The organism is Moritella sp. 24 (genome assembly GCF_018219155.1).
Classification (GTDB): Bacteria; Pseudomonadota; Gammaproteobacteria; order Enterobacterales; family Moritellaceae; genus Moritella.
The window spans coordinates 2699102-2724287 of the sequence record NZ_CP056123.1 but is presented as its reverse complement, the minus strand read 5'-3'; the positions used below and the strand labels follow the sequence as shown (position 1 = coordinate 2724287).

The following is a 25186-nucleotide window of genomic DNA, read 5'->3' as shown; positions in this document are numbered from 1 at the left end:
ACGAAGGAGCAGTGGGAAGGGACCGTGGTTCATTAATGTGGCAAAATAATTTTCATCGGTGAATAGTCTAAAATATCTTTTTGTAAATTAATGCCGTCACGTATTTTTATTAGCATCATTCCTTCTTTGGTTAGTTTGAATGTACCCACATCGGTAATATAGAACACATTCTGATCTGCCTTTAGTGCTTGCTGACCACTAAAAGTGATTTGCTCAACACTATCGACGAATTTCGGTGTTCCGTGCTTTTTAATCTTGGTTACGCCTTTACTGGTTGTCACTTCACCTTTTGCCATCCAAGCTCCAACAAAGAATATGGTTTTGGCTGCACAGCTAAGATCAATAAAACCACCAGGACCAACATAATTGAGGGCACCTTCACCACGTTTGGAGGCGTTAACATTGCCTTTACTGTCTATTTGTAAGAAACCTAATACAGTGGCTTCCAAGCGGTCATTTGCTAATTCAAACACTGCGGGTGAAGAGGTTATCTTTTCAGGTTTAACTGCAGCACCAAAGAACATACCTGGTGCTGGTACACCTCCGATAACACCACCTTCGGTAAACAATGTGTAGTTAGATAAAAGACCTTTTTTCTGTAGGGTATCGCAAATCAATTCTGGTAATCCAATACCAATATTGACATAACTTTTTGCTGCTACGTGCTGCTGCATCAAGTCGGCACATTCCTCAGCAATACACATTTGTGATTTACTACGTTTCGGTGTAATACCACCGAGTTTATTCATCAACCGCACGGTTTCTAATCCACTTTCTATATCTCCTTCGAAGTGGTCAGTCAAACACATCATTGGATCGTCATGACGCCTTGAACAAGTTTGCTCTGTTTCAGGATAGTAAACGATGGCATCGACTTGATCGGCAGTGAGGAATATTTGGTCAGGTTTTTTCTCGATGAGTTTACCTATGTTAACAATCACTTTACCGCCGTTTCTTTTTGCGGCTAATGCGGCCTCTTTTGATTCGCAGATCGTTGAACAGTTTTCAATATAGATATTACCTTCAGCGTCAGCGGCTGGGGCGTTAATCATTGCTACATCAATTTTAGGCATTTGATAACGTAATTTGTCGCCCTCAACAGTGATCAATCCTTTTGAGAATCGATTACCGACTTTAGCGGCATAATGTTTCGGTATAAAAACTTCTGAACCACAGTCTACTCGTGGGTCGCAAAAGGTACCAACGCCAGTTGTTGTACTTACACTTTGTTTGCCTTCTACGCCTGCTTTGACTAATGCGGCCATAACGCCTAATGGAATACAATGTACGGCAAGTTCACCTTTTTCAGCTAGCTTCATTATGGCTCTGTAGGTTTCAAAGTGAGAGCATATGACTTCACTGACTAAACCCGTCACGGCCCATTCTTCAAGTGTGCCGGGCACTTTACCTCGACCACCAAGTCCTGCTGCGGTAATTAATGTTAGATTTTGTGGATGGTGTGTTTCTTCAAATACTTCTTTGAGAGCCCAAGACAGGATTGAAATACGTTGGTTGCCACCGATCCCGCACACAATAACGGTGTCTTTGTCTTTAATTAGCCTGACTGCATCTCGTGGCCCCATAAATTGGGGTGAACCTGGAATCTGATAACGATAGTGGGTGTCTCTTTCATTCCAGTGTAAGCGATATTGGAAAATATGTTTCATGATACGAGCACTAGACAGTAAATTCATATTAACACTCCTGTGGTGCATTGAGGGTTGCTTGTATTTATCTTAATGAGCGAGGTATCACGGAGGAATAGCTTTTTATGCCTATTGGCTTATCTTTTTACGACATCTTAGTTTAGCGACTTGAATTACACAAAATGAAACGGTAGTGTTGTTAATGTTTTTTATTTATAACAATGGTTTAAATGTTTAATTTCAATTTTGTTGAATGGATATCAATGAGGTGATATGAACGTTTATTATAAAATGTTAAAGGGTGGAGATAGCATTGCCTATCGAGCCTTGAGACTAGAAAGCTTGAAACTTCATCCCGAATGCTTTGGTTCTGGATACGAAGAGCAATCTCAGTTATCTCAATTGTACTTTGAAAAACTCATTGAGCAAAAAAGTACAAAGGGAATAATGTTAGGGGCATTTAATGGCCGAGAATTGATTGGTTTGTGTGGGCTAATCCCCTCAACCTCGACAGCAATCGAAATTATACAAATGTATGTAGCGAAAAAGGCGAGAGGGAAAGGGGGTTGCTCTGAAATTACTGAACTTAGTAAAAGAGCATCTTGAAAGCGGTAATAGTCATTCACTGAATTTAACTGTGTATCAAACGAATTTAAGCGCGATAAAAACATATGAAAATGCAGGGTTCGATATAGTGAATAGTCAAAACGATGAAATAGAAATGGCTTTTGTACTCGATTCGAATTTACGGATCAACTAGAAGGCATGTGTGATATTAAGGAGCAGGGATTGTTTATGAAAATTGCAGTCGTTTTAGGTACGTCTAGGTCTGACGGTAATACAAAAGCGCTGGTGGATGCCTTTGTTAAAAAATCAGGCGCGACACTCTTTGAACTTACACATTATCAATTGTCGTTTTATGACTACGAGCACACCAACAGAGATGATGATTTCCTTCCTCTTATTAAAGAGCTGATTGATTTCGAACATATCGTTTTTGCTACGCCCGTTTATTGGTACTCAATGTCCGCGCAGTTAAAAGTATTCTTCGATCGTTTTTCTGATTTATTGACGATTGAAAAAGAACTTGGTCGACAATTGAAAGGAAAGACATGTTCTGTTCTTTCCACTGGTTTTAACGATGAGTTACCGACTTGTTTTGTGCAACAATTTGAATTAACTGCTGCGTATATGCAGATGGGCTTTACGGGGTGTGTTTATCAACAATATAGCACCTAGTTATTACTAAAAGGAGCTTTGTAGTATGACTGAATATTGGAATCCAATGGTCCCCGAACTAATGGTAAGTGACTTTGAGCATTCACTTGATTTTTATACTCGATTATTAGGGTTCTCGATAAGAATTAGGCGTGATAACCCTGATTTTGTTTATCTTGAGCAGGGGCAAGTCCAGTTAATGTTGGAGCAAGTGACAGAGAGTGCTTGGTTAACGGGTGACTTAAACACACCGTTCGGCAGAGGTATCAACTTTCAAATAGAGCTTCCTGATATTGACCCATTATTAACTCGCCTGAGTGGTAATCAAGTTTCACTTTATCGTGATGTGAAAGAAACATGGTATGACATTGGCGATAAATTATCTGGTGAACGTGAATTTTTAGTCCAAGATCCTGATGGATATTTGCTACGCTTTACACAGCATCTGGGTGAAAAATCGAAATAATAAATCACGAATGACTTTATTTTTGATGTTAGATTAAAAAGGTCGATAATGGATAAACAATTTGAAGCATTAAGAGCGTTAGGCGCGGGAGACTTTCAGCATCTAAATGGCTCGCTAGAGGCTCATTTAAAAGGAACTGAGTCAATCCTTGCTGCATGGGGGAGTGATGAAATATTGAGGCTAGCAGGATTATTCCATGCAGCATATGGCACTGCTGGTTTTGACGAACAAATGGTTTCCTTATTACAACGAGAGAGTATCTCAGCGATCATCGGTGGTGACGCTGAGGCTTTGGTGTATCTATATTGTTCGTGCGACCGTGATTATGTATTTCCTCAATTTGGTAACGCGGAAACTATTCAGTTTTTAGATAGATTCTCCGGTTCCTTATTTGTTTTATCTAAAGAGCAAGCTAATCGTTTTTGTGCGTTAACTGTCGCAAATGAATTAGAACTTGTACATGCCAGTGATGAATTTAAAAATAAGCATGGCTTAGAGTTATTAGCACTATTTGAGTGTATGGATAGATATTTAAGTCTTGAGGCTAAAGAGGCTTACAAATCAGCACTCATTGAATTCACATAATAGGATTATTGGAATATAGCTGCATAGGATCATTTTAAAAGGAGTTTAAATGTCTGAGTATTTTGCCAAAATTAATTGGATTAGAGATATTAATGAAAACTATATTGATAATAAATATAGTCGAGAGCATGAATGGATTTTTGATGGGGGAGTCATAGTTCCAGCGTCATCTTCGCCTCATGTAGTACCTTTACCTTATTCTGTCGAAGCAAATGTTGATCCTGAAGAAGCGTTTGTTGCGTCTCTGTCTAGTTGCCATATGTTGTTCTTTTTATCTATCGCAGTAAAAAGAAAATATGTGGTTGATTCATATTTAGATGATGCTGTTGGTATTATGGAACAAGATAATGATGGCAATATTTCAATGACGAAGGTAACGCTTAGGCCCTGCGTTGAGTTCTCTGGCGCTAAGCAACCGACAATGGCACAACTTGAAAAAATGCATCATCAATCACACCAACAATGCTTCATCGCCAACTCTGTTAAAACTGAAATTGTGACTGAAATTATCATGGCCGATAATGACTAACTGGCTGTGGGTTGTCGTGTTACGAGCGAGTACTTCTGTCTTAATTTAAACTTAACGGATATGAAGCGGAAACGGAGAGGTGAATTGAAAATATTAGCGATATCGGGAAGTCTAAGAGTAGGCTCCTATAACACAGCATTACTCACTGCAATGAAAGAATTAGCACCATGTCTGGGCATATTATAGAGGGCGCATGTATTACTATCCCCTTACTTGGTAGTGATTTATCTGCAGAGGACATAATGGCAGATCAGGCTATGTCTCAGTCAATTAAATCAGCAATTGATGTATTCTCTGCAGGTGTCACGAACGTATACGGCATTGTTTAATAAGTTGATTATAATAAATATTATCGTTTTTCATTTTACTACAGGGAAGTATATATGACTAAAAGTACAATTCAGTATTGGAATACGTTAGCTGCTGTCAATAAAGGTCAGTGGAGTACCATTGCTGATACGAATGGTGAGCTTGAACAATTAACGTTATCTATGGATGACATTACAGGTGATTACACGCGGTTAACGCGTTTTAAAGCGGGAGCTGATACATCGGCGTTTGGTGGGAAATATCATGACTATCCAGAAGAGATTTTCATCATATCAGGGCGTCTTTTCGATGTGGCATTTGATGTGTGGTTAGAGGCGGGAGATTATGCAAGTCGTCCGCCGGGTGAAGTACATGGTCCGTTTATTTGTGAGCAAGAATGCTTAGTGTTAGAAATTTCATATCCAAGTCAATCGATTGAACGATAAACTAGAGGTAAGTAAATCGTGATGACTTAGCGTAGCAGGCAACATGTTGTCGTATTTTATGAGGAGGGTATGGTGAATAACAAGGATATAACGTTTGGTTTAGTGCAATTACCCGTTGTTAAAGGCTCGATTGAACAAAACTTTAAAACACATCAAAAATATATTGAGTTAGCCGCTCAGAACGGTGCTGATATAGTGGTATTCCCTGAACTATCATTAACAGGTTATGAGCCGCAATTGGCCAGTAAACTTGCTGTGAATATTGATTCGCCAGTTGTTAAGTTGCTTTCGGCAGTCGCGAAAAAAAATGATATCCTTATTGTAAGCGGTTGTCCGATTCAAAATTCTCACTCTCGCCCCTTCATTGGTTCTATTATTTCATATCCTACGGGACATACTGATTTCTACCGTAAGCAGCATCTTCATACTGGTGAAGCTGAGTTTTTTGATGTTGGTACTGCTCATTATTTTATCCATTATCAATCACAGGTTATCGCATTGGCTATTTGCGCTGACTTCAGTAACTCAAATCACCCCGCTAAAGCAAAGGCCGCTGGCGCCAGCGTTTATCTTTCAAGTGTATTAGTGTCAGATAATGGGTTTGATGTTGATTGTACTTTGTTGCAGCATTACGCGTCTGAGCATAATCTTGCTGTGCTTATGTCAAATCATAATGGCCGTACGGGGAGTTGGAAAGGTTGTGGAAAGAGTCGTGCTTGGGATCGTAGAGGAAGGCTTTCTATTGCATCTCATGATGATAGTGCATCACTTATTCTGTGTGTTGTTAGTAACAGAGAGATTCAAGGTGAAGTACTGAAAATATAGAGATGAATTATTTTATTAATACGTTAATTACCATGTACTTATGAATCTGCACATATTATGGTATAGATTCCGGTTTGATGAAATACAGAGATATTTATGGATAAAATACAAGTACGACATTCAGAACCCGATGATGCCTCGGCTATTCGTGATATTTATGCCTGTAAAAATGCGTATAGCGGCACGCTACAATTACCAAATCCATCGGGTAAAGGCTGGGCAGACCGCATGGCGAACGTACCTGCTAATGTCTATTCCTTTGTCGCAGAAATGAATGGTGAAGTTGTAGGTAACTTAGGCTTTGAAGTGTGTAGTAATGCACGCAGGCGTCATGCTGGTTCATTTGGTATGGGCGTTAAAGACGATTACCAAGGTAAGGGAGTTGGTAGCGCATTACTTACTAGCCTTATTGATCTGACTGATAACTGGCTTAATATCATGCGATTGGAATTAACCGTATACACAGACAACCATTCTGCAATCGCATTGTATGAAAAGTTTGGTTTTGTTATTGAAGGTGAGTCTAAGGCATTTGCATTCAGAAATGGCCAATATGTTAATGTTTATCATATGGCGCGACTTAATATTCTGACGTGAATAGCGCTTTAACGCATGATTGGAATCGTAGGTGTAGTAAATAAGTATTGGTTGGCTTGAATATAAAAGGATCGCGTGATGACTAAGATTTATTTGTTTGATTGGGGTGATACTTTGATGGTCAACCCGCCAGAAATGAAAGGTAAAATGTGTCTATGGGAACATGTTGAAGCTATCAGTGGTGCACTTGAGATGTTAACGACGTTATCACAACAGGGTTGTAAACTGTATGTGGCGACTGGTGCTGGAGACTCCAGTATGGAAGATATTCGAATTGCATTTGAACGAGTTGGGCTAGACACCTTTATATCAGGTTATTTTTGCCAAGCAAACTTAGGTATTGGTAAAGGGACGGCGGCTTATTATCAAGCTATTATCGAAAAACTCGACACAAAAGCGAGTGAGGTGACGATGGTTGGTGATTTGATGCATCGAGACATCCTTCCTGCGATTGAAGCAGGCTTGAATGCCATTTGGTTTACGCCTCATTTATCGACGCGAGAAATGAGGGATGACTATCAACAGATCCTAAGCCTTAGTGAACTGTGTGTTATAGATCGTCCATTTGATTAATTGGTAATGCAGTCGCAGCATTAAAGATGTTATGTACATATAAATTCAAGGAGAGAAAATGATCAACAAAGGAAGTTGTTTGTGCAACAAAGTGAAATATGAAATTGATGGTGAATTCGACGATGTTCTTAATTGTCATTGTGGCATGTGTCGGAAATTACATGCATCTGCATTTAGAACTAGAGCAAAGATAAAAACGCAGAGCTGGAAAACACTGCAAGGTGAGGAATACATTAAGTTTTATGAATCATCAGTGGGTGAACACAAAGGCTTCTGTTCTGAATGTGGTTCGAGTTTATATACTAAGTTTGATGCTTATCCTGATATCCTCGGTTTTCCGTTTGGTACCCTCGATACCGACCCTCAGGTAAAAGCCACTCGCCATGTTTATGTTGGCAGTAAGGCTGCTTGGCACGATATCACTGATGATCTGCCCCAACAGCAAACATTCGATTGATACGCATGACAGGAGGCTTATATGCTCGAACTTAGACCGAATTGTGAATGTTGTGATAAAGACTTACCAGCATCAACACAGGATGCGTTTATTTGTACTTTTGAGTGCACATTTTGTCTGGATTGTGCCGATAAGGTATTGAATTTCATTTGCCCCAATTGTGCCGGTAATTTAGTATCGCGGCCGATTCGACCTGCTGAAGCGCTAAAAAATAACCCTGCATCAACGACTCGTGTACTGAAAAAAGAGGGGTGTCTTGGTTCGAGGTAATCGATGAAGATTGCGATAACGTCTTATCGCATTCTTCATAGTGTGATGGGCTTACTTAATCGTGACATTTTTCACGATAATAGCTTCACTCGGTACATCTTCATGACCTTTCACTGTAGCCGTTCTTGAATATGCAATCATGTTCACAACATCCATACCTGCCGTCACTTTACCAAACACAGCGTAACCCCAACCTGCATTTGTTGTCGCTGTATGATCAAGAAAGTCATTGTCATCTAAATTAATGAAAAATTGCGCTGTTGCAGAGTGTGGCGAGTCGGTACGCGCCATTGCAATACTACCTATGACATTCTTAAGACCACGATTTGCTTCGTTTGCAATCGCAGGGCGTGTTGGTTTTTCTTGCATTTTTTCAGTAAAACCACCACCTTGTATCATGAAGTCTTGAATCACACGGTGGAAAATAGTGCCGTTGTAAAAGCCTTCTTTACAATATCGTAGGAAATTTTTTGAAGATACTGGTGCTCGTTCCATGTCCAGTTCAATTTCGATATCGCCTAGGTTAGTCGTAAAAATAATCATATTCGTTGCACCATATTAATATAAATGTTGGTATTAGTTTAATCGCTGCAGTATACGCAAACATAGCGACAAACTGTAGTAGTGATAAAGGAGTTTGTAATGATAAAAGCCATAAAGTTAATTGCGATAGTCTCAATGTCAGTGGTTGCTGTTGCTTGCAGTGTTGATGAAAGCAGTATCGAAGAGAACAGTGCTGCCCCTGTATTGGAGGATGTTGTTAAGCTGCAACCCTGTTCAAGTGAATGGTTCTCGATAGTTGAGGATAAAATAATGACAGATGATGGGCATGGACACGGACCTGATCTTGGCTCATCTGAATGGCGGTCTGTAATTGAATTTAGATTGGGTATTCGAGGAAGAACGGAGCTACCTGCACGAAACTCGGCGCAATGGTGTGACTATATTGATAAAAATTATATTAAATAAAATGGCATGACGAATGATTCAAAATCACTTTCATTTAAGGTATTTGTTTTATAATATTCTAGTTTCTAATCACTTGAAGCAAATAATTATCCATGCCTGTTCAATTTATAAATGATATCCCTGTTGGTGTAAGGTACATGCTGATGTCCGCATTGGCTTTTGCCCTGATGACGAGTTGCGTTAAATTAGTCAGCACTGATGGTATTCCTGTTTTTGAGATAGTGGCGGCAAGGGCTATTGTTTCATTACTGATTAGTTATGGGGATGTGCGTCGAAAGCGTATTTCGATTTGGGGACATAATAAAAAGCTACTAATGGCACGGGGTGTTGTCGGTTCATTAGCCCTAATATGTGTATATTATGCGGTGATAACGTTGCCTTTAGCTGAGGCGACAATTCTGCAATATCTACATCCTGTCTTTACAGCGCTACTGGCATTAATATTCCTTAAAGAACGTATTCAGCGTTCGACTATTATCTGCATTCTGTGTTGTATCGTGGGATTAGTATTTATCGTTAGCCCAAGTCTAACGCTGTCATCAACAGCTGAATTACCTTTATTTAGTGTTGCAGTCGCTTTGTTGGGCGCGTTTGGTAGTGCTGTTGCTTATGTTATCGTTAAGCGTCTTAGTAGCACTGAAGATAGCTCTGTGATTATCTTTTATTTTCCGCTTATCGCGTTACCTTTATCGGTGTTTCTATTAGGAGACGGCTTTGTGATGCCTGACATAGAGGGCGTCATATTACTTATTTTAATTGGTATTTTTACGCAAATAGGGCAGGTCGGGTTAACGAAAGCGATGCAAACTGAAGTAGCGAGTAAAGCAACGGCATATTCTTATGTACAAGTTGTTTTTTCAATTATCTTTGGCTGGATATTGTTTAGTGAAGTCCCGTCATTATGGACGTGGGCTGGTGGCAGTTTGATTATTGCAGGCGCTTTAATTAATGTACTTGGCAGCCGTAATCTAAGGTCATTAAAATCCAAGTAAATTGCGACGAATTGCAATGTTGATAACACGACAAATCAAGCTATTTAGATAGTTATAATAAATTCTTTAAAAATTAAGTTTAATCGCTTACATTAGATAGTCATTCAATAAGGGTTTAGAACGTTTAAGCTGCTTTGTTAACAAGGATTATGGATATGAGTCAGACTTATAATTTTTGCGCTGGTCCCGCAATGTTGCCACATGCAGTGATGGAACAAGCCCAGAAAGAATTTATTAATTGGAACAATACTGGCGTATCAGTCATGGAATTGAGTCATCGTAGTAAAGACTACATGGCCGTTGCTTCGACTGCAGAGCAAGACTTACGTGATCTATTATCGATTCCAGATAATTATAAAGTTATCTTTTCTCAAGGTGGTGGTCGTGGTCAATTTGCAGCTGTGCCATTAAATATCCTTGGCGAGAAGACAGAAGCTGATTATTTATTAACGGGCCAGTGGTCTAAATCGGCTGTTGTTGAAGGCAAGAAATACTGCCAAGTTAACGAATCAAATATTCTAATGCCAAGTTCAGATGGTATTGTTGCTGTTAAGCCAGCTTCACAATGGCAAGTATCAAGTAAAGATACTGCTTATGTACATTACTGCCCAAATGAAACGATTGAAGGTATCGAAATTAATGATATCCCTGACACAGGTGATATTCCTTTGGTTGCAGATATGTCTTCAAACATCCTATCTAAACCGTTAGATATTAGTAAATTCGGTATCGTGTATGCGGGGGCGCAAAAGAACATCGGCCCATCTGGTTTAGGTGTGGTTATTGTGCGTGATGATCTGCTTGATACAGCGAGACAAGAAACCCCATCCATCTTTAACTATAAATTGATGGCTGAAAATGACTCAATGTTTAATACGCCACCAACTTATTCTTGGTATTTAGCGGGACTTGTGTTCAAGTGGTTAAAAGCACAAGGTGGTCTGTCTGCAATCGAAGAGATTAATACAGAAAAAGCTAAGCTGCTTTATGACTATATTGATAGCAGTGATTTTTATGGTAATAACGTCGCGACAGGTAACCGTTCAAAAATGAACGTGCCGTTTACTTTAGCATCAAGTGATTTCGATGCTGCGTTTTTACAACAGTCTCAAGACGCTAATTTAATGGCATTGAAAGGGCACCGCATTGTCGGTGGTATGCGCGCAAGTATTTATAACGCGATGCCAATTGAAGGTGTAAAAGCACTTATTGGCTTTATGGAAAGCTTTGAACGTCAGCAGCGCTAAATGTGCGATATAAATGAATAAGAAGTAGTTCTTAAAAAGAGAACAGTTAATACGCATTAAGGCAATGGATAAAATGAGTTGGACACATGATGTCGGTGATAAGTACACGCATCATGTGTCAACGAATAAAGTGCCGTCTACAAGGATTTATTATGAGTTGCGATTTTTTTGCTTTAGCAAATACAGGTGTACAAGGCTTACACCCTTATCAAGCGGGAAAACCGACTGATGAATTAGAACGTGAATTAGGGTTAACTGATATTGTAAAATTAGCGTCGAATGAAAATCCATTGGGCGTTGGTGAATTAGTGAAAGAAGCGTTAGCACAAGAGCTATCGGGCATCACTCGTTATCCGGATGCGAACGGTTTCTATCTAAAACAAGCGCTCGCGAAAAAATATGACCTCGCGCCAGCACAATTTACTTTGGGTAATGGCTCAAATGATGTGCTTGAATTGATAGCACGTAGTTTTGTCACGCCTGAGCACGAAGTTATTTTTGCACAACATGCGTTTGTGGTTTATCCATTAGTTACTCAAGCTATTGGCGCTACAGGTGTTGCTGTACCAGCAAAAGATTGGGGCCATGATTTACCGGCTATGTTAGCGGCAATTACACCGCGTACTCGCCTTATCTTCATTGCGAATCCAAATAATCCAACAGGTACATTTCTGACGGCTGAAGCGCTATATTCGTTTTTAACCCAAGTACCGGAAGATGTTATTGTGGTATTGGACGAAGCGTATTTTGAATATGTAGACAAAGAGTTACAAGCCCCGTCTATTACTTGGTTAAACAAGTTTTCAAACCTGATTATCACACGTACTTTCTCTAAAGCGTATGGCCTTGCCGGTCTACGTGTTGGTTATAGTATGTCACATCCCGATATCGCTGATATTTTAAATCGTGTTCGTCAACCATTTAACTGTAATAGTTTTGCACTTGCAGGTGCGAAAGCGGCATTGGCTGATCATGACTTTCTTACTGCAAGTGTTGCATTGAACAATCAACAACGTGATGTATTAGAAACATTCTTTGATGAGCAGGGCATTGGTTACATTCCATCTAAAGGTAACTTCATCACAATAGAGCTAGTGCAAGATCCTGCTGTTGTGTATCAAAAGTTATTACATAAAGGTGTGATTGTGCGTCCTGTTGCTGGTTATGGTTTAACGAAGCATTTACGTGTCAGTATTGGCACCGAAAATGAAAACGCTGTATTTATGGAAGCGTTAATCAGTGTGCTAGGCGAATAAGTAAGTATGTAGTCCTGACTTTGCCTTGAATGATGAAGACAGAGTTTAAGAGAATCAAATATTAAAAATTAAGTGAATGAATTTATGGAAAAATTAACATTACAACCTATTAACCAAGTGTCGGGTACAGTGAACTTACCAGGCTCTAAAAGTGTTTCTAATCGTGCTTTATTACTGGCTGCATTGGCAGAGGGTACAACACGCTTAACGAATTTATTAGACAGTGATGATATTCGTCATATGTTAAACGCACTGACAAAATTAGGTGTGCAATATGATCTGTCTGCATGCAAAACAATTTGTACAGTAACGGGTTTAGGTCGTGCATTTTCTGTAAAAGAAAAACTTGAGTTATTTTTAGGTAATGCAGGTACGGCAATGCGCCCGTTATGTGCGGCATTATGCTTAAGCGAAGGTGAGTTTGAATTAACAGGCGAGCCACGTATGGAAGAGCGACCAATTGGTAGCTTAGTAGATAGTCTACGTCAAGCTGGCGCAGATGTGACTTATCTAAAAAATGAAGATTACCCACCTGTGCTTATTAAAGGCACTGGCTTAAAAGGCGGTAATATTAAAATTGATGGTAGTGTATCAAGTCAGTTTTTAACTGCGTTCTTGATGGCTGCGCCACTTGCTGAAAATGACACAACAATTGAGATCATCGGTGAGTTAGTGTCTAAGCCGTATATTGAAATTACTCTGCATATTATGCAACAGTTTGGCATTTCGGTGAGCCATGATAACTATCAGACCTTTACCATTAAAGGTAAGCAAACGTATCAAGCTGCAGGAGACTTCCTTGTTGAAGGCGATGCATCTTCAGCTTCTTACTTCCTTGCTGCTGCGGCAATTAAAGGCGGTAAAATCCGTGTGACGGGTATTGGCAAAAAATCGATTCAAGGTGATATCCAGTTTGCTGATGTTATTTCTGCAATGGGCGGTAAAATTACATGGGGCGATAGCTACATTGAATCTGAAGTTGGTGAATTAAATGCGGTTGATTTAGATATGAACCATATTCCTGATGCGGCAATGACAATTGCGACCACAGCATTGTTTGCAAAAGGAACAACAGTTATTCGTAACGTATACAACTGGCGTGTGAAAGAAACCGATCGTTTAGCGGCGATGGCGACTGAGTTACGTAAAGTGGGTGCTGAAGTGGAAGAGGGGAATGATTACATTAAAATTACTCCGCCTGCACAATTAACACATGCGGCTATCGATACTTATAATGATCACCGTATGGCAATGTGCTTTTCACTTGTTGCGCTTAGTGATACGCCTGTGACGATTAACGATCCTGGTTGTACATCAAAGACTTTTCCTGACTATTTTGAACAATTTACGGGTTTAGTTCAGGCATAGTATTTTTAGCTATGCTGTATAGTTAACCTGACTGTACGGACTTAAAGCAATTGGCCAAGTGTTATTTGATATGACACTTGGCTTTTTTATTTCTTCTATATTATATTTTTGCACTAATGCTTTTTACTGTTAACCCTTCTTGTTAATGATCTTATTCTGCTGTGTATTAGATTTCATACTAATCGTACTTAATTACATAAATCTAAGTGAAATAACCGTTATAGCGTATTATTTTGATGAAGATCCGTTATAATCGCGCCCAAAGCTATACAGCGTCATTTCAAGTTGTATACAGAATGTCGAATTTGGAGAAATTATGACAGCAGTAGCACCAATTATTACGGTTGATGGACCAAGTGGTTCTGGTAAAGGTACTTTATGCCAATTACTTGCAGCCAAACTGGGGTGGCATATACTAGATAGTGGCGCGATATATCGTGTTCTAGCATTAGCTGCAATGCATCACAATGTTGATTTAGACAACGAGCCTGCGTTAACAGTGCTCGCTGCTAACTTAGATGTACGTTTTGAACCGACGAAAGACGGCTTGCAAGTGATCCTTGAAGGCGAAAACGTATCGCGTGAAATTCGTACCGAAGAAGCGGGCTTTGCAGCCTCTCGAACAGCTGTTTTTCCAACTGTGCGTGCTGCATTGTTACAGCGCCAACGTGATTTCCGTGTAGCGCCAGGCTTAATCGCTGATGGCCGTGATATGGGTACTGTTGTCTTCACTGATGCTGGCGTAAAAGTATTTTTAGACGCTTCTGCTGAAGAAAGAGCTATTCGCCGCTTTAATCAGTTGCAAGACAAAGGCTTCGATGTTAGCATGTCAGCCCTTCTGGAAGAGATCGAGAAGCGAGATCATCAAGATCGCAACCGATTGGTCGCTCCATTAAAGCCAGCAGACGATGCGCTTGTTATTGATTCGACATCTATGTCAATCGATGATGTGGTTGCAAGTGTGTTAGCTTTTGCAGAAGGTAAAATTTAGGGTAGTCGGTATTCTATCGATTACTTAGCGGTCAAGCATCAAGGATGATGATGACTTTTGATTAACAACCCACACTAGCCGGATTGCTTATGTGAACGTTTTATAAGTACAAATAACTCATTATGAATGAATCTTTCGCTTTACTCTTTGAAGAGTCACTACAAGAACTTGCTGCTCCTGGTAGCATCATCAAAGCAACTGTTGTTGCAATCGAAAACGGTTACGTTTTAGTTGACGCTGGTCTTAAATCAGAATCTTCTATTCCTGCTGAAGAATTCAAGAACGCTGCTGGCGAACTTGAAGTTGAAGTTGGTCAAGAAGTTGATGTAGCACTAGAATCAATTGAAGATGGTTTCGGTGAAACTCAACTTTCTCGTGAAAAAGCTAAACGTCATGAGTCTTGGATTCAGCTTGAAAAAGCATACGAAGACCAAGAAACTGTTATCGGTGTTATCAACGGTAAAGTTAAAGGCGGTTTCACGGTTGAAGTGAACACTATTCGCGCATTCTTACCAGGTTCTTTAGTAGACGTTCGTCCTGTACGTGACACTACTCACCTTGAAGGCAAAGAGTTAGAGTTCAAAGTAATCAAACTTGACCAAAAACGTAACAACGTAGTTGTTTCTCGTCGCGCAGTTATCGAAACTGAAAACAGTGCAGAACGTGAAGAACTTCTTGCTAACCTTCAAGAAGGTCAAGAAGTTAAAGGTATCGTTAAGAACCTTACTGACTACGGCGCATTCGTTGATCTTGGTGGTGTTGATGGTCTTCTACACATTACTGATATGGCTTGGAAACGTGTTAAACACCCAAGTGAAATCGTTAATGTTGGCGATGAAATCAACGTTAAAGTTCTTAAATTCGATCGTGAACGTACACGTGTATCTCTAGGTCTTAAGCAATTAGGCGAAGATCCATGGGTAGCTATCGCGAAACGTTACCCAGAAAGCACTAAGCTTACGGGTAAAGTTACGAACCTAACTGACTACGGTTGTTTCGTTGAAATTGAAGAAGGCGTTGAAGGTCTAGTTCACGTTTCTGAAATGGATTGGACTAACAAAAACATTCACCCTTCTAAAGTGGTTAATGTTGGCGATTCTGTTGAAGTTATGGTTCTTGATATCGACGAAGAACGTCGTCGTATCTCTCTAGGTCTTAAGCAATGTATTGCTAATCCTTGGGAAAACTTCTCAACTTCACGCATTAAAGGCGAGCAAGTTACTGGTAAGATCAAATCTATTACAGATTTCGGTATCTTCATCGGTCTTGACGGCGGCATCGACGGTCTAGTTCACTTATCAGACATCTCTTGGGATGCTACTGGTGAAGAAGCCGTTCGTGACTATAAGAAAGGCGACGAAATCACTGCTGTAGTTCTACAAGTAGACCCAGAGCGTGAACGTATTTCTTTAGGTATCAAGCAAATTGATGAAGACCCGTTCAACGAATACCTAGCTAATAACAAGAAGAATGCTATTGTTAATGGTACAGTTTCTTCTGTTGACGCTAAAGGCGCAACAATTGAACTTGCTAAAGGTGTTGAAGGTTACATCCGTGTTGGCGATATCTCACGTGACCGTATCGAAGATGCAAGCCTAGTATTATCTGAAGGCGAATCAGTTGAAGCTAAATATGTTGGTGTTGATCGTAAAAACCGCGTAATTAGCCTTTCAATCAAAGCTAAAGATGAAGCTGACGAGAAAGAAGCAATGGCTAGTGTAAACAGCCAACCGCAAGATTCTGGTCTTTCTGCTATGGCAGAAGCATTTAAAGCTGCTAAAGGCGAATAATCAGCTTGAGAGGTGATTATTCACCTCTTATTAATACGATGTCGACAATATTCTTAATGGAGATTATATGACAAAATCAGAACTGATCGAACGTCTTTGCACTGCAAATTCACAGCTGGCGACTAAAGATGTTGAATTATCTGTGAAAGCTATACTTGACCAGATGGTAGATACTTTAGCTACTGGTGATCGAATTGAAATTCGCGGTTTTGGAAGCTTTTCTCTACATTACCGTGAACCTCGAGTTGGGCGTAATCCTAAGTCAGGTGAAAAGGTTGAATTAGAGGGCAAATATGTTCCTCATTTCAAACCAGGTAAAGAACTTAGAGATCGTGTTAACGCTTCTTTATAGATAGCGATTGATTATTGCAAAAACGACATACTTCGGTATGTCGTTTTTTTTTGCTTTTTTTATGTCATAGTTAATTATATGAGTTCAATAAATTACTATTTATTGGATTTTTTCGCGGCCAAAATTTTAGAATAAGCCAGTAGTTTATGTAATCGACTATATATTACTAGCGCTTAACTCATTAATTGGCGATAATCCCTTGTATTGCCATTTATATCACAGAGGACGTCGATGAAATCATTTATCTTTTTTATTATAATAGCTTGTACGCTGGCGCTTGCTGCTGCATTTGCTGCAAGTAACAATCAGCTAGTTGATTTTAATTATCTAATTGCACTCGATTCATATAAATTATCTTCCCTGCTTATTGGTGCATTCGTTTCTGGTTTAGTTGTTGCTGGTGTATGCATGGGTATGTTAATGATGAAATTAAAATTATCTATTTCAAAATTAAAGCGAAAGTCAAAACGTCAAGTAACAGAACTTGAACGTTTACGCACTACTGAAATTAAAGGTTAATTTACCGTATGTTTGAACTTTTATTTCTTTTACTTCCTGTTGCCGCTGCGTATGGCTGGTATATGGGTAAAAGGAATGGCCGCTATTTACAACAAGATAAGCAGCATGCAATCTCTCGAGAGTATGTGACAGGGCTTAACTTTCTATTATCAGACCAACCTGATAAAGCGGTAGATTTATTTATCGATTTACTTGATGTAGATAGTGAAACTATTGATACGCACTTGGCGCTAGGAAATCTATTTCGTCAACGTGGTGAAGTACAACGTGCAATTAAGATCCACCAAAATCTAATTGCACGACCTTCATTAACTCACGAACAGCGCAATCTTGCATTACTACAACTCGCGCGGGATTATCTTGCAGCGGGCTTGGTTGATCGCGCTGAAGAATTATTTCTAAAGCTCATTGATGAACCAGACCATCGTGAAACGGCATTATCTCAGCTCATCATTATTTATGAGCAGACGAAAGAATGGGAACAAGCGATTGCGATTGGCACTAAGTTAAAGAAACTTGGTGATACTAAAGTAGAGCGTAAAATTGCCCATTTTTATTGTGCGTTAGCGGGTTCAGCTGTACTTGTAAGTGAACCTAAAAAGCGGTTGGCTAGTCTTAAGAAAGCGCTGCAGTATGATAAGCAATGTGTTAGAGCCAGTATTATGCTTGCAGACTTACACATTGAACAAGGTGAATTCAAGAAGGCGATAGTCTGGCTTGAGCATGTTATGACTCAAGACGTTGACTTTGTCACCGAAATATTACAAAAATTAAAAGATTGCTACGTTGAAATAAACGATGAAGGCGGTTTTATTCAATTTCTTAATGATGCCCAAAATAATAAAGCGGGCATTAGTGTCGCAATTGCATTGGCTGATTTTACCGTCGACAGTGTTGGGTTAGCGCCAGCAGAAAAGTTAATTTTAAATCAAATTGTTCGAACGCCGACAATGAAAGGTTTTTACCACCTAATGCAGTATCAAGAACAAGCTGCAGAAGAGGGGAAAGCAAAAGAAAGTTTAACCATGTTGCGTAATCTTGTCGGTGAGCAGCTGAAGTTAAAACCTATTTATAGATGTTGTAAATGTGGCTTTAGTACCAAACGTATTTACTGGCATTGTCCATCATGTAAACGTTGGGGTAGTGTTAAACCTATCCGCGGCTTAGATGGCGAATAGCTTAGATATAAAGTATTTATAAGAAGATAATGAGTAACCCGGACCTAGGAATTAATATGTTGCAAGATAGTAAAGTTGTTGTCGCACTGGATTATGCTGATGAAGCAAGTGCATTGAATTTTGTTGATAAGATCAATCCTAGCCAATGTCGCTTAAAAGTCGGCAAAGAAATGTTCACATTATTTGGACCTGAGTTTGTTCGTAAACTTGTTGCACGTGACTTTGATGTGTTCTTAGACCTTAAATTTCATGATATTCCAAACACAGTAGCAAAAGCGGTTGCAGCTGCAGCTGAGTTAGGTGTATGGATGGTTAACGTGCATGCTTGTGGTGGCAAGCGTATGATGGAAGCTGCAAAAGCGGCATTAGTTCCATATGGTGATAAAGCACCGATTCTTATTGCTGTTACGGTATTAACAAGCATGGAACAAGAAGACCTTGCTCAAATGGGCGTGAATATCACACCAGCAGAACAAGTTATCCGTTTAGCTAAACTAACGAAAGAAAGTGGATTAGACGGCGTTGTTTGTTCTTCACAAGAAGCATCAATGTTGAAAAAAGAGTTGGGTTCAGACTTCCAACTAATCACACCTGGGATTCGTCCTGCAGGTAGTGCAGCTGGAGACCAACGTCGAATTATGACGCCAGTTGAAGCGGTTGCTGCGGGTTCTGATTATCTCGTCATTGGCCGTCCGATCACGCAAGCGGAATCGCCAATGGAAGTATTAACTGCAATCAATACAAGTTTAGAGAGCTAAACTACGTATTGTATACAGATTAATGTTGATAAGAGCGCTTAGGCGCTCTTTTTTTTGTTTAGATAAACGAATAGCGGGGCAATCATTAATCCTGTTACAAGGCCATATAGGTGCGCCTCTGTGAGTACTTTTGCTTCGATCAACTGGCTCATTTCAATTGGGCTATTAAAAAGTTGTTCATGAATGACTTTAATTATTGTTCCGATGAATAATGCGTAGCCAGTATAATAGCCTTTCGTCACATCAATAATCGCCCCGACAATAATAATGCCATGTAAAATCCCTGATAATCCCACATACAAATGTGTGCTTGGCGATAATATAAATATACCAACGCCAACACCGACTGATAATGTAACAATCAAACTCACGTAAGCACGTGCGCTATAATAGCGATAATGTAGCCCTGCAATAACCGCAAGCGCAGATATATTAAGCAATAAATGATAGATATTTGTGTGGTTTAAATTGCCACTGATTAAGCGCCAGAATTGACCATTGATTATTAATTCCCTGTTATAATCCAAGACGGTTATATTGTTGGCAGAAAAAGCATAAACAATGAGGCATAATAACCCCAGTGTAAGCCAGCTTAACCATCGGTGTTGAATTAGCATATCTTATTAATCCATAATATTTAGGTTTGTCGTGAGTAAAAGAAAAAAGTGTACAGTATGTGATAAAGCATTAGCAGCATGTATATGCCAACATATAGCGGTAATTGATTCTGAGATTGAATTAGTTATATTACAACACCCTGGTGAAGTTAAAAATGCAATCGGAACAGCCCGTATTCTCGATCTTTCGTTACCACAATGTCAAATAATAATTGGCGAGAACTTTACTGATAATACGCAGTTAAACGATATATTAAATGACCCAATGCGAGAATGTTATTTACTTTATCCTAGCGAACACAGTATTGCTGCGGAAGATTTAGCCTACAGCAGTACTTCTCAGGTAGAACCTTGCGAAGGAAAGCATGCTATTAAGCGCACCTTTATTTTACTTGATGGAACATGGCGCAAAGCATTTAAAATGTTTCAATCATCAGTGAACGTACAGGGAATACCTGCGGTACGTTTAAATGCTGAAAATGAAAGCCAATACACAATTAGGCAAACGTCTATTGAAGGTGGACTATCTACAGTGGAGGCAGGGTATTTATTACTGTCAACGTTAGAAAAAAATAAAACAAAATATCAGCCTTTGTTAAGTGCATTCGAGTATATGATTAATTTTCAAATAGCTAAAATGCCCGCTGGTTTATTTAATAAGAATTATAAGTAGTCTTAAAACGAGCTAAAGTGCGTAATGCCAGATAAATAAGAGTATTACGTGATGACTCGCATTATATTGTTGCGAAGTTAGTTGGATGACACTAAATAATTAGTTAATATTGGGTTTTATATGTCACAGCAACAATTAATTGAAGCGATTAACACCGTGATGCCATTTGGTAAATACCGAGGTCGGTTGTTACTTGAATTACCAGAACCGTACTTGGTTTGGTTTCACAGTAATGGATTCCCAGACTCTAAGTTAGGACGACAACTCGCGTTAATGTATGAAGTTAAGTTAAATGGGCTTGAGTCTATGCTCGCGCCATTATTGAAGCGCCCGTCGGTATATTTAAATAACGAAGGTAAATAAGCGTTTTGTATTTTATGTTATGTTTTTAAAAGGAAATCGAATGACAATTTTAGTCACTGGTGGCGCTGGTTATATTGGTAGCCACACTGTTTTAGAATTATTAACGGCAGGGCAAGAGGTTGTCGTTATCGATAACTTATCTAATTCGAGCGAAGAGTCATTACATCGCGTTAGAGCGATTACCGATAAAGAGATTACTTTCTATTGTGGTGATGTATTAGATTCAGACTTGCTAACGAAAATATTTACTCAGCATTCAATCTCATCTGTTATTCATTTCGCTGGATTAAAAGCGGTGGGTGAATCAAACCAGATTCCATTAACGTATTACCGTAATAATATTGCTGCAACAATTAATTTGTGCGAAGTAATGGCCGCTAATAATGTGAAAAACTTTGTATTTAGTTCTTCTGCTACAGTGTATGGTGATCCCGCATCAGTACCTATTGATGAAAGTTTTCCTACTTCTGCAACGAATCCGTACGGTCGTTCAAAATTAATGGTGGAAGAGATCCTTGCTGATTTATATAAATCAGATAATAGTTGGAACATTGCTCGCCTACGTTATTTTAACCCCGTTGGTTCGCACGAAAGTGGGTTAATCGGTGAGGATCCAAATGATATTCCAAATAATTTAATGCCATATATTTCGCAAGTCGCTGTCGGTAAATTAGCGGAACTTAATGTATTTGGTGATGATTATGCAACACCCGATGGTACAGGCGTTCGTGATTACATTCATGTGGTTGATTTAGCGCTAGGGCATTTAAAAGCGTTAGAAAAATTAAATACTAATCCAGGTTTAGTGACATATAACTTAGGTACAGGCCAAGGTTATAGCGTGCTTGATATGGTTAAAGCGTTTGAAAAAGCGTCTGGAAAAACGGTTGCTTATAAAGTGGCACCGAGACGTGAGGGTGATATTGCACAATGTTATGCCGCTACGGATTTAGCTGAGCGTGAACTTGGCTGGAAAGCAACACGCCAAGTATCAGACATGACAGTTGATACTTGGCGTTGGCAATCAAATAACCCGAATGGTTATACCGAAAGTTAGTTTGATGCTGAAATAAAGCCAGCTTGCAGCGTGGTTGATATTATTTCTATCAACACCGCTGTTTGTTGCTCTGTTCTCTCGATCGCAGGCACTTGACCCCAGATTGGTTTTGGCCAGCACACGTCTTCTTTAAATCGAGCAACATGATGAATATGTAATTGCGGTACCATATTACCGAGTGCTGCAATATTAATTTTATCTGCGCTTAATCTATCTTTTAATAATCGACTTACTGCGTTAGATTCAATTAAAAATTGAGCTTGCTGATCACCATTTAATTGATGAAACTCGGTCACATCATTAATTTTAGGCACTAAAATTAACCATGGGAAATTACCATCTTTCGCTAATAGCACTTGGCAAAGGGGGAACTCTCCAAGCACAATCGTATCCGCTGCAAGTTGTTGATGTAATAAAAACTGAGTCATCAGAACGCCTTTATATTAAGAATTCTTCAATTGAACCTTTCTCGTTCATAATTTCTTGAAGCGGTAATGGCATACGACCTTGGCCTGTCCATGTTTTAGTTTCACCGTTTAAATCGTAAGCATATTTTGCTGGGCGAGGGCCGCGCTTAGTTTTCGTTTTTTCTACACTTGTATCTGTTAAGTTCATTAACTCTTCAGGACTAATACCATTCTCTTTAAGCTGTAATAATATTTCATTCATCTTAGCTTGTTTTTCTTGCTGCTTTTCTAAATCAGCGGCTTCAACTTCTTTTCTATCTTCAACTATTTTTGTGAATTTAATTAAAACATCATCAAGTTGTTCAATCGTTAATTCTTTTGTTGCAGCTCGTAGACTACGAGCGTTTAAAAATATTTTAATAAAATCATTCATAATTAATACCTAGATATAGTAGGGAAAAGAGTAAACATTAATAGTGCTAATACATCTAATATACTATAGCTAAATAAATATCAGTAATTTATTTACATTTATTTATTGAAGCTTAGTGAATAAGGATTAATTAACTAAAAAACATTGGTCGATATCACGTCTTTAAATTTTAATTACACTTTATTATCTTAATATATTTAATGGTCTATTCTATTAAAAATAATTTATTTTATTTAAAAAATAACGAGATTTTTAGCGCGGTTTTTTATGTCGCTCTTTGTATGATTTGTGAACATTAACGCTAATTCTGTCTTGTGGTGGTGAAATTTTCTGCTATTATCGAGCTTCCTCCTAAGTAGAGGTGCGCAATTTATTACTAGTATTGTTTAGGTAGTTCCTATGATGATGATACGAAAGGAAATTGCGCCGAAGAACGAATATCGACGCTAAAGATATTCATTCTGGGGATGTGTTCGAATAGAGACATCACTGTCATAGTCAATTTTATATTAACTATGGGGCGCTACTGAAATAGAAGAGTTATAGGGAAAATCTTTACATTATTCATTTGTAAATATCCTTATGTCACACCTCATATTCTTGTTCAGTATCTCCCTATAAAAATTATTAGGTCAAAGGGATCATGGAACTCATTAATTACTCAGACTCAGCGTTATCGCTAGTTGTACCACTAGTTGCTCTTACATTAGCAATCTTTACACGCAAAGTATTATTATCACTGGGTTGTGGTATTTTACTTGGCGCACTATTTTTAACAGATTTTAATGTTATCAATACAGCCAAACACCTTTCAGACCTCGCATTAAGTTTGGTCTGGGAATCAGGTGATACGAGCAAAGGTTCATTCTGGGAAGTGGGTTCACTTAATACTTGGAATTTATCAATCATCGTATTCTTGTTTATACTCGGTATGCTAACGAGCATTATGATGGTTAGTGGCGCAACAAGTGCGTTTGCTGATTGGGCTAAAAAACGTATTACTACACGTCGTGGTAGTACATTATTGACTGCATTCCTTGGTATTTTCATCTTTGTTGATGACTACTTTAATAGCCTTGCAGTAGGTAGTGTAAGCCGCCCATTGACAGATCGTTATAAAGTATCACGTGCTAAATTAGCGTATTTGCTTGATTCAACAGCAGCGCCAATGTGTGTACTTATGCCTGTGTCTAGCTGGGGTGCTTATATCATTGCTGTTATCGGTGGTATTTTAGCAAGTCACGCTATTACGGATATCAGCCCACTTGCTGCTTTCGTACAAATGATCCCAATGAACTTCTACGCTATTTTTGCAATCGCGATGGTATTGGCTGTTGTATTCTTTAACCTTGACCTTGGTTTAATGGCGAAAGAAGAAGAAGCTGCAAAAAATGGTGAACTGTTTGATGCAAGTAAAGGCCGTCCAGCGGGTGCTACGGTTGAACTACCTGAAGCGGAAGGTGGCCACATTTCAGGTCTTATCTTACCGATTCTAGTATTAATCTTTGCGACTATCTTCTTTATGATTAACTCTGGTGCATCATCGCTTGCAGCCGATGGTAAAGCGTTTGATATTCTAGGTGCGTTTGAAAATACAGATGTAGGTAGTTCTCTCGTATTCGGTGCGTTATCGGGTCTTGCTGTATCACTTGTGTTAAGCCTTATTTCAGGTGTTTCTATCTCACTATTAGCACAAGCAAGCTTCCACGGTGCTAAGTCAATGTTACCAGCTGTTTATATTTTATTCTTTGCATGGGCAATTGGTTCAACGATTGGCTCTATTGAAACGGGTAAATATCTTGCTTCGACGGTAGGTGATGCAATTCCGACAAGTTTATTGCCTGTTATCATGTTTGTATTAGCTGGCTTCATGGCATTTGCAACAGGTACAAGTTGGGGTACATTTGGTATCATGTTACCTATTGCAGGCGATATGGCTGCGGGTACTGAGATGGCGTTGATGCTACCTATGTTAGCGTCAGTATTAGCGGGTTCAGTATTTGGTGACCATTGTTCACCTATCTCTGATACAACAATTCTATCGTCAACAGGTGCAAACTGTCATCATATGGATCACGTGCTTACACAGCTTCCATATGCATTATCAATTGCGCTAGTAAGTGCGATTGGTTATTTAGTGTTAGGTGTGACAAGTTCTGTACTTTCTGGCTTTATCGCGTCAACAATTGCATTTACAGTTGTGGTTGTTATCATGTCTCGATTAAGTCGTAACGTATAACAAAACATGAATAACATGCTGTTTATAATAAACAGTGAATGATATTTATGTTCAAT

At 39.1% G+C, this 25186-nt stretch carries 33 protein-coding genes and 1 riboswitch; of the genes, 28 read left to right on the top strand and 5 right to left on the bottom strand.

From position 1 onward, the window contains the following. Positions 1 to 32: 32 nt before the first annotated feature. Positions 33 to 1694, bottom strand: a complete 1662-nt coding sequence (locus tag HWV00_RS12095; protein ID WP_211681553.1) for a CoA-transferase — start codon at positions 1692 to 1694, stop codon at positions 33 to 35. A gap of 225 nt (positions 1695 to 1919) precedes the next feature. Here HWV00_RS12095 and HWV00_RS12090 point away from each other — a divergent pair, with 225 nt between their 5' ends. The 13 genes from HWV00_RS12090 (at position 1920) to HWV00_RS12035 (ending at position 7921) form a co-directional block, all read left to right on the top strand. Continuing rightward, positions 1920 to 2252: a GNAT family N-acetyltransferase gene (locus HWV00_RS12090; RefSeq protein ID WP_255554518.1), complete on the top strand. Its 333-nt coding sequence runs from the start codon at positions 1920 to 1922 to the stop codon at positions 2250 to 2252. After that, positions 2218 to 2406 carry a hypothetical protein gene (locus HWV00_RS21640; RefSeq protein ID WP_370630521.1) on the top strand — a complete coding sequence of 63 codons (189 nt, stop codon included), beginning with the start codon at positions 2218 to 2220 and terminating at the stop codon, positions 2404 to 2406. Before HWV00_RS12090 ends, HWV00_RS21640 begins: the two co-directional genes overlap by 35 nt. Positions 2407 to 2441: 35 nt before the next feature. Further along, positions 2442 to 2885 carry a flavodoxin family protein gene (locus HWV00_RS12085; protein WP_211681552.1) on the top strand — a complete coding sequence of 148 codons (444 nt, stop codon included), beginning with the start codon at positions 2442 to 2444 and terminating at the stop codon, positions 2883 to 2885. Positions 2886 to 2910: 25 nt separating this feature from the next. After that, on the top strand, positions 2911 to 3330 hold the full coding sequence (locus HWV00_RS12080; RefSeq protein WP_211681550.1) for a VOC family protein: 420 nt from the start codon (positions 2911 to 2913) through the stop codon (positions 3328 to 3330). 48 nt (positions 3331 to 3378) lie between these two features. Then, complete coding sequence (locus tag HWV00_RS12075; RefSeq protein ID WP_211681548.1) at positions 3379 to 3915, top strand: DUF6817 domain-containing protein; 537 nt, start codon at positions 3379 to 3381, stop codon at positions 3913 to 3915. Between the two features lie 49 nt (positions 3916 to 3964). Continuing rightward, positions 3965 to 4444, top strand: a complete 480-nt coding sequence (locus HWV00_RS12070) for an OsmC family protein (protein WP_211681545.1) — start codon at positions 3965 to 3967, stop codon at positions 4442 to 4444. Between the two features lie 167 nt (positions 4445 to 4611). Then, positions 4612 to 4773: a hypothetical protein gene (locus HWV00_RS12065; RefSeq protein WP_211681543.1), complete on the top strand. Its 162-nt coding sequence runs from the start codon at positions 4612 to 4614 to the stop codon at positions 4771 to 4773. Positions 4774 to 4827: 54 nt separating this feature from the next. Then, positions 4828 to 5199: a cupin domain-containing protein gene (locus tag HWV00_RS12060; RefSeq protein ID WP_211681541.1), complete on the top strand. Its 372-nt coding sequence runs from the start codon at positions 4828 to 4830 to the stop codon at positions 5197 to 5199. A gap of 69 nt (positions 5200 to 5268) precedes the next feature. Beyond that, entirely contained in the window at positions 5269 to 6024 is a 756-nt protein-coding gene (locus HWV00_RS12055; protein ID WP_211681539.1) for a carbon-nitrogen hydrolase family protein, read from the top strand. A 96-nt stretch (positions 6025 to 6120) separates the two neighbouring features. Beyond that, positions 6121 to 6621, top strand: a complete 501-nt coding sequence (locus HWV00_RS12050; RefSeq protein ID WP_211681537.1) for a GNAT family N-acetyltransferase — start codon at positions 6121 to 6123, stop codon at positions 6619 to 6621. A gap of 78 nt (positions 6622 to 6699) precedes the next feature. After that, positions 6700 to 7194: an HAD family hydrolase gene (locus HWV00_RS12045; RefSeq protein WP_211681535.1), complete on the top strand. Its 495-nt coding sequence runs from the start codon at positions 6700 to 6702 to the stop codon at positions 7192 to 7194. A gap of 58 nt (positions 7195 to 7252) precedes the next feature. Continuing rightward, positions 7253 to 7651, top strand: coding sequence for a GFA family protein (locus tag HWV00_RS12040; RefSeq protein WP_211681533.1), 399 nt, complete (start codon positions 7253 to 7255; stop codon positions 7649 to 7651). 21 nt (positions 7652 to 7672) lie between these two features. Then, positions 7673 to 7921, top strand: coding sequence for a DUF1272 domain-containing protein (locus HWV00_RS12035; protein WP_211681531.1), 249 nt, complete (start codon positions 7673 to 7675; stop codon positions 7919 to 7921). Between the two features lie 51 nt (positions 7922 to 7972). Here HWV00_RS12035 and HWV00_RS12030 read toward each other — a convergent pair whose 3' ends face one another. Next, the gene (locus tag HWV00_RS12030) at positions 7973 to 8464 is read right to left on the bottom strand and encodes a peptidylprolyl isomerase (protein ID WP_211681529.1); all 492 of its coding nucleotides are present in this window, start codon (positions 8462 to 8464) and stop codon (positions 7973 to 7975) included. A gap of 99 nt (positions 8465 to 8563) precedes the next feature. Between HWV00_RS12030 and HWV00_RS12025 the strand changes: the two genes are divergently transcribed. From HWV00_RS12025 to pyrF, 11 genes are all read left to right on the top strand, one after another. Further along, positions 8564 to 8890 (top strand): hypothetical protein, encoded by a 327-nt coding sequence (locus HWV00_RS12025; RefSeq protein ID WP_211681527.1) that lies wholly within the window; start codon positions 8564 to 8566, stop codon positions 8888 to 8890. 92 nt (positions 8891 to 8982) lie between these two features. Then, a complete protein-coding gene (locus HWV00_RS12020) occupies positions 8983 to 9882 on the top strand; it encodes a DMT family transporter (RefSeq protein ID WP_255554517.1) in 900 nt (299 codons plus the stop codon). A 155-nt stretch (positions 9883 to 10037) separates the two neighbouring features. Then, on the top strand, positions 10038 to 11129 hold the full coding sequence (gene serC / locus HWV00_RS12015) for a 3-phosphoserine/phosphohydroxythreonine transaminase (protein WP_211681525.1): 1092 nt from the start codon (positions 10038 to 10040) through the stop codon (positions 11127 to 11129). 152 nt (positions 11130 to 11281) lie between these two features. Continuing rightward, positions 11282 to 12385: a histidinol-phosphate transaminase gene (gene hisC, locus HWV00_RS12010; RefSeq protein ID WP_211681523.1), complete on the top strand. Its 1104-nt coding sequence runs from the start codon at positions 11282 to 11284 to the stop codon at positions 12383 to 12385. Positions 12386 to 12469: 84 nt separating this feature from the next. Next, on the top strand, positions 12470 to 13753 hold the full coding sequence (gene aroA / locus HWV00_RS12005; RefSeq protein ID WP_211681521.1) for a 3-phosphoshikimate 1-carboxyvinyltransferase: 1284 nt from the start codon (positions 12470 to 12472) through the stop codon (positions 13751 to 13753). A 316-nt stretch (positions 13754 to 14069) separates the two neighbouring features. Beyond that, a complete protein-coding gene (cmk, locus tag HWV00_RS12000; RefSeq protein WP_211681519.1) occupies positions 14070 to 14744 on the top strand; it encodes a (d)CMP kinase in 675 nt (224 codons plus the stop codon). 122 nt (positions 14745 to 14866) lie between these two features. Beyond that, positions 14867 to 16534: a 30S ribosomal protein S1 gene (gene rpsA, locus HWV00_RS11995; protein WP_211681517.1), complete on the top strand. Its 1668-nt coding sequence runs from the start codon at positions 14867 to 14869 to the stop codon at positions 16532 to 16534. A gap of 67 nt (positions 16535 to 16601) precedes the next feature. Then, positions 16602 to 16886 (top strand): integration host factor subunit beta, encoded by a 285-nt coding sequence (gene ihfB / locus HWV00_RS11990; protein ID WP_017219653.1) that lies wholly within the window; start codon positions 16602 to 16604, stop codon positions 16884 to 16886. A gap of 231 nt (positions 16887 to 17117) precedes the next feature. Continuing rightward, entirely contained in the window at positions 17118 to 17405 is a 288-nt protein-coding gene (locus HWV00_RS11985) for a LapA family protein (RefSeq protein WP_211681515.1), read from the top strand. Between the two features lie 8 nt (positions 17406 to 17413). After that, the gene (gene lapB / locus HWV00_RS11980) at positions 17414 to 18583 is read left to right on the top strand and encodes a lipopolysaccharide assembly protein LapB (RefSeq protein WP_211681513.1); all 1170 of its coding nucleotides are present in this window, start codon (positions 17414 to 17416) and stop codon (positions 18581 to 18583) included. A gap of 56 nt (positions 18584 to 18639) precedes the next feature. Further along, positions 18640 to 19341, top strand: a complete 702-nt coding sequence (gene pyrF, locus HWV00_RS11975) for an orotidine-5'-phosphate decarboxylase (RefSeq protein WP_211681511.1) — start codon at positions 18640 to 18642, stop codon at positions 19339 to 19341. 38 nt (positions 19342 to 19379) lie between these two features. On the opposite strand, the gene rrtA is transcribed toward pyrF, so the two are convergent. Continuing rightward, complete coding sequence (gene rrtA, locus HWV00_RS11970) at positions 19380 to 19958, bottom strand: rhombosortase (RefSeq protein ID WP_211681509.1); 579 nt, start codon at positions 19956 to 19958, stop codon at positions 19380 to 19382. Positions 19959 to 19989: 31 nt separating this feature from the next. Between rrtA and HWV00_RS11965 the strand changes: the two genes are divergently transcribed. From HWV00_RS11965 to galE, 3 genes are all read left to right on the top strand, one after another. After that, positions 19990 to 20631, top strand: a complete 642-nt coding sequence (locus tag HWV00_RS11965; protein ID WP_211681507.1) for a tRNA-uridine aminocarboxypropyltransferase — start codon at positions 19990 to 19992, stop codon at positions 20629 to 20631. A 120-nt stretch (positions 20632 to 20751) separates the two neighbouring features. Next, positions 20752 to 20994 carry a DUF3820 family protein gene (locus HWV00_RS11960; RefSeq protein WP_211681505.1) on the top strand — a complete coding sequence of 81 codons (243 nt, stop codon included), beginning with the start codon at positions 20752 to 20754 and terminating at the stop codon, positions 20992 to 20994. A 40-nt stretch (positions 20995 to 21034) separates the two neighbouring features. Next, positions 21035 to 22051, top strand: coding sequence for a UDP-glucose 4-epimerase GalE (galE, locus tag HWV00_RS11955; RefSeq protein WP_211681504.1), 1017 nt, complete (start codon positions 21035 to 21037; stop codon positions 22049 to 22051). Here the strand turns inward: galE and HWV00_RS11950 are convergent. Both HWV00_RS11950 and HWV00_RS11945 read right to left on the bottom strand, forming a co-directional pair. After that, a complete protein-coding gene (locus HWV00_RS11950) occupies positions 22048 to 22479 on the bottom strand; it encodes an HIT domain-containing protein (RefSeq protein ID WP_211681502.1) in 432 nt (143 codons plus the stop codon). The two genes, galE and HWV00_RS11950, sit on opposite strands and share 4 nt — an antisense overlap. A gap of 10 nt (positions 22480 to 22489) precedes the next feature. After that, entirely contained in the window at positions 22490 to 22891 is a 402-nt protein-coding gene (locus tag HWV00_RS11945) for an H-NS family nucleoid-associated regulatory protein (RefSeq protein WP_211681500.1), read from the bottom strand. A 348-nt stretch (positions 22892 to 23239) separates the two neighbouring features. Further along, positions 23240 to 23425, top strand: a riboswitch (Lysine riboswitch). A gap of 109 nt (positions 23426 to 23534) precedes the next feature. On the opposite strand from HWV00_RS11945, the gene HWV00_RS11940 reads away from it, so the two are divergent. Continuing rightward, positions 23535 to 25130 (top strand): Na+/H+ antiporter NhaC family protein, encoded by a 1596-nt coding sequence (locus tag HWV00_RS11940; RefSeq protein WP_211681498.1) that lies wholly within the window; start codon positions 23535 to 23537, stop codon positions 25128 to 25130. Positions 25131 to 25186 lie beyond the last annotated feature (56 nt).

Excerpts from the sequence above, each read along its gene's own strand:
- HWV00_RS11985 (WP_211681515.1), top strand. The coding sequence starts at position 17,118 with ATGAAATCATTTATCTTTTTTATTATAATAGCTTGTACGCTGGCGCTT.
- hisC (WP_211681523.1), top strand. The coding sequence starts at position 11,282 with ATGAGTTGCGATTTTTTTGCTTTAGCAAATACAGGTGTACAAGGCTTA.
- HWV00_RS11945 (WP_211681500.1), bottom strand. The coding sequence starts at position 22,891 with ATGAATGATTTTATTAAAATATTTTTAAACGCTCGTAGTCTACGAGCT.
- HWV00_RS12055 (WP_211681539.1), top strand. The coding sequence starts at position 5,269 with ATGGTGAATAACAAGGATATAACGTTTGGTTTAGTGCAATTACCCGTT.
- HWV00_RS12030 (WP_211681529.1), bottom strand. The coding sequence starts at position 8,464 with ATGATTATTTTTACGACTAACCTAGGCGATATCGAAATTGAACTGGAC.
- HWV00_RS11960 (WP_211681505.1), top strand. The coding sequence starts at position 20,752 with ATGTCACAGCAACAATTAATTGAAGCGATTAACACCGTGATGCCATTT.
- HWV00_RS12070 (WP_211681545.1), top strand. The coding sequence starts at position 3,965 with ATGTCTGAGTATTTTGCCAAAATTAATTGGATTAGAGATATTAATGAA.
- HWV00_RS11950 (WP_211681502.1), bottom strand. The coding sequence starts at position 22,479 with ATGACTCAGTTTTTATTACATCAACAACTTGCAGCGGATACGATTGTG.
- rpsA (WP_211681517.1), top strand. The coding sequence starts at position 14,867 with ATGAATGAATCTTTCGCTTTACTCTTTGAAGAGTCACTACAAGAACTT.
- lapB (WP_211681513.1), top strand. The coding sequence starts at position 17,414 with ATGTTTGAACTTTTATTTCTTTTACTTCCTGTTGCCGCTGCGTATGGC.
- HWV00_RS12025 (WP_211681527.1), top strand. The coding sequence starts at position 8,564 with ATGATAAAAGCCATAAAGTTAATTGCGATAGTCTCAATGTCAGTGGTT.
- ihfB (WP_017219653.1), top strand. The coding sequence starts at position 16,602 with ATGACAAAATCAGAACTGATCGAACGTCTTTGCACTGCAAATTCACAG.
- HWV00_RS12050 (WP_211681537.1), top strand. The coding sequence starts at position 6,121 with ATGGATAAAATACAAGTACGACATTCAGAACCCGATGATGCCTCGGCT.
- HWV00_RS12095 (WP_211681553.1), bottom strand. The coding sequence starts at position 1,694 with ATGAATTTACTGTCTAGTGCTCGTATCATGAAACATATTTTCCAATAT.
- rrtA (WP_211681509.1), bottom strand. The coding sequence starts at position 19,958 with ATGCTAATTCAACACCGATGGTTAAGCTGGCTTACACTGGGGTTATTA.
- HWV00_RS12085 (WP_211681552.1), top strand. The coding sequence starts at position 2,442 with ATGAAAATTGCAGTCGTTTTAGGTACGTCTAGGTCTGACGGTAATACA.
- cmk (WP_211681519.1), top strand. The coding sequence starts at position 14,070 with ATGACAGCAGTAGCACCAATTATTACGGTTGATGGACCAAGTGGTTCT.
- HWV00_RS12075 (WP_211681548.1), top strand. The coding sequence starts at position 3,379 with ATGGATAAACAATTTGAAGCATTAAGAGCGTTAGGCGCGGGAGACTTT.
- HWV00_RS12060 (WP_211681541.1), top strand. The coding sequence starts at position 4,828 with ATGACTAAAAGTACAATTCAGTATTGGAATACGTTAGCTGCTGTCAAT.
- serC (WP_211681525.1), top strand. The coding sequence starts at position 10,038 with ATGAGTCAGACTTATAATTTTTGCGCTGGTCCCGCAATGTTGCCACAT.
- HWV00_RS11940 (WP_211681498.1), top strand. The coding sequence starts at position 23,535 with ATGGAACTCATTAATTACTCAGACTCAGCGTTATCGCTAGTTGTACCA.
- galE (WP_211681504.1), top strand. The coding sequence starts at position 21,035 with ATGACAATTTTAGTCACTGGTGGCGCTGGTTATATTGGTAGCCACACT.
- HWV00_RS12045 (WP_211681535.1), top strand. The coding sequence starts at position 6,700 with ATGACTAAGATTTATTTGTTTGATTGGGGTGATACTTTGATGGTCAAC.
- HWV00_RS12020 (WP_255554517.1), top strand. The coding sequence starts at position 8,983 with ATGCCTGTTCAATTTATAAATGATATCCCTGTTGGTGTAAGGTACATG.
- HWV00_RS12040 (WP_211681533.1), top strand. The coding sequence starts at position 7,253 with ATGATCAACAAAGGAAGTTGTTTGTGCAACAAAGTGAAATATGAAATT.
- pyrF (WP_211681511.1), top strand. The coding sequence starts at position 18,640 with ATGTTGCAAGATAGTAAAGTTGTTGTCGCACTGGATTATGCTGATGAA.
- HWV00_RS12065 (WP_211681543.1), top strand. The coding sequence starts at position 4,612 with ATGTCTGGGCATATTATAGAGGGCGCATGTATTACTATCCCCTTACTT.
- aroA (WP_211681521.1), top strand. The coding sequence starts at position 12,470 with ATGGAAAAATTAACATTACAACCTATTAACCAAGTGTCGGGTACAGTG.
- HWV00_RS12090 (WP_255554518.1), top strand. The coding sequence starts at position 1,920 with ATGAACGTTTATTATAAAATGTTAAAGGGTGGAGATAGCATTGCCTAT.
- HWV00_RS12035 (WP_211681531.1), top strand. The coding sequence starts at position 7,673 with ATGCTCGAACTTAGACCGAATTGTGAATGTTGTGATAAAGACTTACCA.
- HWV00_RS12080 (WP_211681550.1), top strand. The coding sequence starts at position 2,911 with ATGACTGAATATTGGAATCCAATGGTCCCCGAACTAATGGTAAGTGAC.